This window comes from Thiocapsa sp. (assembly GCF_035467215.1).
GTDB lineage: Bacteria > Pseudomonadota > Gammaproteobacteria > Chromatiales > Chromatiaceae > Thiocapsa.
The window spans coordinates 1-6,334 of record NZ_DATITZ010000347.1 but is presented as its reverse complement, the minus strand read 5'-3'; the positions used below and the strand labels follow the sequence as shown (position 1 = coordinate 6,334).

The following is a 6,334-nucleotide window of genomic DNA, read 5'->3' as shown; positions in this document are numbered from 1 at the left end:
CGGCCGCGCGCCTGTGCCGCGACCGCGATCGAATAGAGGCGCGCGACCGAGGTGGCCCGGCTGAAGAGCACCATGACGGACCCCAACAGTGCACCCTCCGGATCCTCGGCGACCAGTGTGCGCGCCTGCGCACGGGTCAGCATGTAGCGGAACTGGCGACGGGTCAGCCGGTCACTCTGGAAGCTCGCGCCCTCGAGCCGTAGCAGCGCGCCCATGTCGGCAAGCGCCGCAGGGCGCAGTCGTGTAGGCGGGGGCGCGGTGTCGCTGATCGGATCGGTGGGCACTGGATTGGACACGGGCTTCGCTGACGGCGTGGGGACTGGCGGGCGCCGGAAAGGCGGGATAGAGTCGGCGAAATCTACAGGTCGCACAGGAAAATGCAAGGCGTCCGAGGTCGGCGCCGTCGGATCGAATCTACATCCTTCTCGGGCGACGGACCCGAGCCTCGTGTCTCAATGCAGCGGAGCACTTCATGCCCAGCCAGGCCCCGACCCTGACCACCATGCTCGAAGGGCTGATCGGCACCCTGTCGGTGAGCAGTGTCACGCCCGCCTTCGACCACAGCAACCGGGCGGTGATCGACCTGTTGGCCTCCTGGCTGGAGTCGGCCGGCTTCCGGGTCGAGATCCTGGAGTTGCCGGGGCAGCCGGACAAGGCCAACCTGCTGGCCACGCTCGGCAGCGGGCCCGGCGGTCTGGTGCTGTCGGGACACACGGATACGGTTCCGTTCGACGCCCATCTCTGGACTCACGATCCGCTCAAACTGACCGAAGCGGAGGGGCGCCTCTACGGGCTCGGCACGTCCGACATGAAGTCGTTCCTGGCGCTGGCGATCGAGGCCGCACGCGGCTTGACCGCGACCGATCTCGCGCAGCCGCTGATGATCCTGGCCACGGCGGACGAGGAGTCCGCGATGCACGGTGCACGCGCCCTGGTCGAGGCCGGACGACCGCTCGGGCGCTACGCGGTGATCGGCGAGCCGACCGGTCTGCGGCCGGTCCGCCTGCACAAGGGTGTGATGGGCGAGTCGATTCGCCTTGTCGGTCGTAGCGGACACGCGAGCGACCCGGCCCTCGGAAACAACGCCTTGGATGGCATGTACGAGGTCATGGGCGCCCTGATGACTTGGCGCTCGGAGCTTGCGGACAGCCATCGACACGAAGGCTTCAGGATCCCGTATCCGACGCTGAACCTCGGCCACATCCACGGCGGCGACAACCCCAACCGCATCTGCGGCGAGTGCGAGCTGCATGTCGACATGCGGCTCCTGCCCGGTCTCAGCGCAACCGACGTGCGTGCCGAGCTCAGTCGCCGAGTCGCGACCGTCGCCGACCGACGCGGGCTCGCCTGGTCCGTCGAGCCCTTGTTCGAGGCCATCCCGCCGGCCGAGACGCCCGCCGGCTCGGCGATCGTGCGCGTCGCCGAGGGGCTGACCGGCCACACCGCCGAGGCCGTGAATTTCGGCACCGAGGCGCCCTTCCTCAACCAGCTCGGGATGGAGACCATCGTCCTCGGCCCGGGCGATATCGCTCAAGCCCATCAGCCGGACGAGTATCTGGAGCTGGATCGGATCCGACCGACGCTTGACCTCTTGCGGGCCCTGATTCAGCGTTTCTGTCTACGTTAAAGCGCGCCCGGCGCGGTATGCGATGTTTTTGAACGGGATTGGCCCCGGCAGGTTTGACGACCGTTAGAGCCGGCGCGGTTTAGGCATCTGAGGAAACCCCATGCGTTGGAAGAGCGGCAGGCGTAGCGAGAATGTGGAAGACCGCCGCGGCGGCGGTGTCGGCGACAGCCCGTTCGGGGGACGGCGCCCGCTCGGCGTAGGGCGCCGCGTCGGGATCGGCGGCGGAGTCGGCGGTCTCGTCCTGGTGGTCGTCCTGTTGCTTCTGGGCGTAGACCCGAGCCTTCTCCTGACCCAAGGCGGATTGGGGCCGATTCAGGAGACCTCCCGAGCGCCGAGCGGCCAGGCGCCTTACGGCGATCCTTTCGGCGCCGGCCAACCCGAGATCAGGCTCCCGAGCGCGGCGGTCAAAGACGAGCTCGCCGACTTCGTCTCCGTGGTCCTGGCGGACACCGAGGACACCTGGGGCGAGATCTTCAAGGCCGGCGGCGAGCAGTATCGAGAACCCACGCTGGTCCTCTTCTCGGGCATGACCCGCTCGGCCTGCGGTCTGGGCGAGGCCGCGATGGGGCCTTTCTACTGTCCGGCCGACCAGCGCGTCTATATCGACCTGGCCTTCTACGACGAGCTGCGTCGTGATTTCGGCGCGCCCGGCGACTTCGCCCAAGCCTACGTCATCGCCCATGAGGTCGGCCATCACGTCCAGAACCTGCTCGGCATCTCCGAGCAGGTCGAGAGGTCACGTCGTCGGGCCAGCCCGGCGGAAGCCAATCAGCTCTCGGTGCGTCTGGAGCTGCAGGCCGACTGCTTCGCCGGGGTGTGGGCTCACCGCGCACACAAGGCGAGGAGCATTCTGGAATCAGGAGATGTAGAGGAAGGTCTCAACGCCGCGTCCGCCATCGGCGACGACCGTCTGCAACGCCAAACCCGCGGCTATGTCACCCCGGATAGCTTCACCCACGGCAGCTCGGCACAGCGGGTGAGCTGGTTCAAACGCGGCCTCGCCACAGGCGAGCCCTCCGCGTGCGATACCTTTTCGGCCAAGACGCTTTGACCGGTCGTAGGTTCGCGAAACGACTGCACCGGGAATTCGCGGAGACTCAGTCCTCCGGGGGCGCGAGACGCCCGACCGGCGCATCCCGGGCGATGACCACTCCCGGCACCGACCGGGGTTTCGCCCGCCGGCTTCGTCACCTCGGCCCAACCGAAGCGGCCCTGTTCCAAGCGCTAGACGCTAAGGGCGCAGTCGATCGGACGGACCAGCCAGTATTCGCGCACGCCGGCGCGCTCGTAGACCCGGCGCTTGCAGAGCAACTGCCGTTTCGGTTATTCGTCCCATTATCCTTCGCCGTACTGTGCCGGTGCCTCGCCATGGGTTTCCAGGATGAGCGGTGCTGCGGGTACGGGTCCAGCCTCGGGCCGCTCGACGAGGATCCCGAACCTCCAGTCGTCCCCGAAATCGAACCGGAACTCGATCTGTTGGCCCTCGGTCAGCGAGAGATCGCCGATACGCACCTCGTCGGCCACCGCGTTGTCCGTCTCTCCCACCAGAGCGGAGTGGTCGATCTCGACCGTTTGGCCGTAACGGTTCTGATAGCTGAAGCGATTCAGATGGTCGTGATCGAAATCGAACGCGGTCAGGATCGTCGAGGCCAGCGCCGCGAGGTTGGTCGCGCCCGCCTGATGTCGGGCTTCCACGAGCGTGCCAAGCAGGGCATGGCCCCAAGACGTCAGGGCGATCGCATTGGGACGCCATCCTTGCCCCTCCTCCGGAGGCATGACCTGGATCTCGAACAGACCGAAAAGCTCGAGCAGGGCCAGATTGACCAAGCCGGGTCGGTATTTCAGGCCGCTCATTGCGTCCTGGTGCTCGATTTGCGGACAGCCCCTGGTCAGACACTGTTTGGCGAAGTCGATGACTTGAGCCGTCAGATCGCCGCCCCGCCGCGTCGGCTCGCCGATCAATGCGTTATTTCTACGCCCCCACCAGGCCTTGAGCAAGGCGAAATAGCGCTCGGTGTCGTTGAGGGCCGAACAGGCGCTCAGCATCGTCGGATCGAACCAGACGTGGCGGTTTGGCGAGGGCATCGACCTGGCCCAGGCCGCTGGCCCGCAACAGGAGATAGAGTCCACCGATAACCGGGTAGGACTTCTGCATGGTGCGCTTCAGCCCGAGCCTGACCGGTTTGGCGAGCCGCTGGTTGATCGCCTCGAGCGAGGACGCAGCAAAGGCGTGCTTCGGCGAAAGGGTGAGTCCACGATCGCCGATCAGCTCCAGCAGACGATCGAAATCCGCCAGCAAGGTGCCGGCCGCGCGCGGATCGAAGGCGTGGCCGTCGAGTGCAGAAGTGCTCACCAGCTCGTTGCGCTCCCTGCGCCCCATGGCATCCAGTTCCTCGGCAAGCAGACCAGCGGCCGGGACGCGGCCATCGTCAAGGCGCTGAACCAATCCGCCGGGCTCACGGAATGAGCCACCGATCGGCGCAGAATTCTCCCTGATCCACCATCCGACGGTGCCTGTCATGGCCACGAGTCGATGCCCTTGATTTCCGGCTGCCCCAACGGGGCTCACCACGCGAGCCCGGGGCTACGCCGCGGGATAACGGTGCCGGATCTAGGTTAAACCGCCCTTTCAGGGCTCGGATTTGGGTTGATTGAAACCCGGGGCGCTGCCTGCCCCGGGCTGACATCGGTCGCGCCGTTGGCGTTCGACGAAAACTGCCCCACCGCGGCTCGCCACGCTCGCCCTCAAGGGTTTTGGTTGCTTGTGACTTGCGGCCCCGCCCCGAAACGTGGATTCGGCGCGCGACTGAAGCTCCTTGCCAATCAGGTGCGGGCTTGGCGGGGCGCCGTTTGGGAGAATAAAGCGAAAGGGAGTTTTTCTGTCGAACCCCGCAGAGACCCTGCGGACGGGGTAAGTCGCGACGGGATCAGCCTTTGAGGCTGCGCGGGCGGGTGATCGAGATCAGCTGGGCACTGCCGCACGGCAGGGCGCTCCAATCGTCCGGCATCTCCAGTCGGGCGACGGTGGCGGTGGGGAGGAGCTTGCCGTCGTCGGGGATCTCCAGATCCTCGCCGACCAGATGCATGAGGAGCTCTTCGAGGCCCGGGTTATGGCCGATCAGCAGGACGATCGCCGCCTCGGGGGAACAACGCCCGAGCACCGACAAGAGCTTCGGGACCTCGGCCTCGTAGATGTCGGCATCCCAGAGGATCTGTTTTTTCTTGATGTCGAGACACTTGCAGACCTTCGACGCGGTCTGTTTGGCGCGCTCGGCCGGAGAGCTCACCACCAGATCCGGGACTAAACCCTCCCGATAGAGCCAGGCTCCGACCTTGGGGGCGTCGCTCTTTCCGCGTTTCGCCAAGGGACGATCGAAGTCGCTCGTCGCGACCGAGTCCCAGTCGGACTTGGCGTGTCGCAGGATGAGGAGCTCTCTGGGCATGGAGAAGAAAGGGTCGGCGTAACTCAAGCAAAGGTCGAACGGATCTAGGTCGCAGTAGCGGGCCTTTTAACATATCCGTCATCTTCAAGGAAATGAGGATTCCCCGGCCCGCGCACCTCGCCCCTCAACGCACCGCCGCCAGCAGCCGGTCCATCATCCCTTTGGCCTGTGCGAGATAGCCGCCGCCGAAGAGGTTCAGATGATTCAAGACGTGGTAAAGATTGTAGAGGATCTTCCGCGTGCCGTACTCGGGCGGCAACGGCCAGGCCTCCCGATAGGCCGCGTAGAAGCCGGACCCGAAGCCGCCGAAGAGCTCGGTCATGGCCAGATCCGTCTCCCGATCGCCGTAGTAGACGGCTGGATCGAAGATGACCGGCTCGCCCTCGCGGGTCGCACCGATGTTGCCGCCCCAGAGATCCCCGTGCAGCAAAGACGGCGCGGGGCGGTGGCCGATCAGATCGTCGAGGACCGCCATCAACCGCTCGCCCGAGTCGGACAGCGCGCGGCCGAAGCCGTTGCGGGCCGCCAGATCCAACTGAAACCCGAGCCGATGCACACGCCAGAAGTCGACCCAGTCGGAGGCTCGCGCGTTGTGCTGCGGGGTCGAGCCGATGGTGTTGTCGCGATGCCAGCCGAAGTCGGGCGCCGTGCATCTGTGCAGCTGCGCCAGTCGGCGGCCCGCCTGCGCGCCGTCCAAGCGTCCGGCGAGATCTAGATGCTCGATGGCCAGATAGCTTTGGGCGCCTGCGATGCCCGTGCAGACGGGCTCGGGAACGCGGATCGCACTCGCCCCGCGCAGGGCGGAGAGGCCTTCGGACTCCGCCTCGAACATCGCCAGCCGGTCGGCGCTGTTGAGCTTGACGAAGTAGGCCCGCGCACCGTCGTCGACGACGACGGCGCGGTTGATGCAGCCGCCGCCGACCGATTGTTCTCGTTGGATACGGAAAGGCCGTCCGGTCGCACCCGCGATCCGGCGTGCGATCATTTCGCGATCATTCACCGGGATTGCTCACCCTCATCAGGCACCGGATCGTGTCACCCGATCACGGCCTCGTTCACAAACCCGGGCGCGTCGCTGATCGCGGCGGTCGGGTGGACAAGCGCTGTAGGTTGGACAAACGCCGTAGGGTAGACAAGCGCAGCGCAGCCCACCAGCGTCGGCGTGGGGATGGCTAGACTTCGCTCTCGCTCGTCCGCCCTACCGGCCGAGCTTATGAATGACGCCCCGATCACCTATCGGGCTCACTCGCCGGGCTCAATCATC

6 protein-coding genes and 1 pseudogene are annotated in these 6,334 nt (G+C 66.2%); 2 read left to right on the top strand and 5 right to left on the bottom strand.

Annotated features, from left to right (window positions below; genetic code table 11):
- Window positions 1–215, bottom strand: a pseudogene (locus tag VLR48_RS18800) (ribosomal-protein-alanine acetyltransferase); the annotation flags it as partial.
- Between the two features lie 257 nt (window positions 216–472).
- Here VLR48_RS18800 and argE point away from each other — a divergent pair.
- Both argE and ypfJ read left to right on the top strand, forming a co-directional pair.
- On the top strand, window positions 473–1,627 hold the full coding sequence (gene argE, locus VLR48_RS18795; protein WP_325293251.1) for an acetylornithine deacetylase: 1,155 nt from the start codon (window positions 473–475) through the stop codon (window positions 1,625–1,627).
- A 100-nt stretch (window positions 1,628–1,727) separates the two neighbouring features.
- The gene (gene ypfJ / locus VLR48_RS18790) at window positions 1,728–2,678 is read left to right on the top strand and encodes a KPN_02809 family neutral zinc metallopeptidase (protein WP_325293250.1); all 951 of its coding nucleotides are present in this window, start codon (window positions 1,728–1,730) and stop codon (window positions 2,676–2,678) included.
- A 284-nt stretch (window positions 2,679–2,962) separates the two neighbouring features.
- Here the strand turns inward: ypfJ and VLR48_RS18785 are convergent, their stop codons facing one another.
- The 4 genes from VLR48_RS18785 to VLR48_RS18770 form a co-directional block, all read right to left on the bottom strand.
- Complete coding sequence (locus tag VLR48_RS18785) at window positions 2,963–3,673, bottom strand: IS1096 element passenger TnpR family protein (RefSeq protein WP_325293249.1); 711 nt, start codon at window positions 3,671–3,673, stop codon at window positions 2,963–2,965.
- Complete coding sequence (locus VLR48_RS18780; RefSeq protein WP_325293248.1) at window positions 3,600–4,148, bottom strand: hypothetical protein; 549 nt, start codon at window positions 4,146–4,148, stop codon at window positions 3,600–3,602. The genes VLR48_RS18785 and VLR48_RS18780 overlap by 74 nt, the downstream gene beginning before the upstream one ends.
- 406 nt (window positions 4,149–4,554) lie before the next feature.
- Complete coding sequence (locus VLR48_RS18775) at window positions 4,555–5,070, bottom strand: histidine phosphatase family protein (RefSeq protein ID WP_325293247.1); 516 nt, start codon at window positions 5,068–5,070, stop codon at window positions 4,555–4,557.
- Between the two features lie 124 nt (window positions 5,071–5,194).
- Window positions 5,195–6,055 (bottom strand): fructosamine kinase family protein, encoded by an 861-nt coding sequence (locus tag VLR48_RS18770; RefSeq protein ID WP_414718628.1) that lies wholly within the window; start codon window positions 6,053–6,055, stop codon window positions 5,195–5,197.
- Window positions 6,056–6,334: the final 279 nt, after the last annotated feature.